General features: G+C 49.0%; 1 protein-coding gene. It reads right to left on the bottom strand.

The genetic code is table 11. The features are described from left to right. A partial coding sequence (locus AC1DRJ_RS31710) for a CHAD domain-containing protein (protein ID WP_477805574.1) occupies positions 1 to 178 on the bottom strand: 178 nt, incomplete at its 3' end. Between the last annotated feature and the right edge of the window lie 412 nt (positions 179 to 590).

Genomic DNA, 590 nt, shown 5'->3' with positions numbered 1-590 from the left:
GCGGAGCCATCCTCTCAACATTTCGAACAGGGGCCAAAAGGCTACGAATGCGGCGTACCGAAATCCTGAGGGCATGCAGCGCATCAGGATCAGTATCGGCTTGCAAACGAGCTTGGGCATGATAGAGAGCGACTTGTAGCTTCAGGATCTCAGCAACGTACCTGTTCACAAAGGACATGAGGCGCCTTCCCGTCATACGTTATAAATTTGCAATGGAGACTAGCAACAAACGCTGCTAACACGTTCGTCACTTTTATTTCGACTTGATACAGACCTTAGAATTTAGCTGACTGGGAAAGTTCGTACCGAAATCCTCAACGGCAAGTGGACTCCATTCCTGGGAACCCTTGGCATAAGCGTGAGGGTATTCATCTCAATGTCACCACTCGATGCAAAGCTATTTCAATGCAATAACTGCAGGGTAAGCGTGGAGCCCATGCGTATAATGTGCGCCCCAAAACTGCTAATGCTTACCAATGAAAAAACTGCTGTCCGTAGCAACGCTGACCCTCTCGGTAATTACCCCCGCCTTCTCAAGCCCTCCTTCGACCTTTTCCGAAGCCAAAGTCATAGCCAAGCAGAAAATCTAC

The sequence above is a fragment of the Pseudomonas sp. P5_B2 genome, assembly GCF_056400445.1.
The sequence above is the reverse complement of the archived record's forward strand: the minus strand, read 5'-3'. Positions and strand labels throughout refer to the sequence as shown.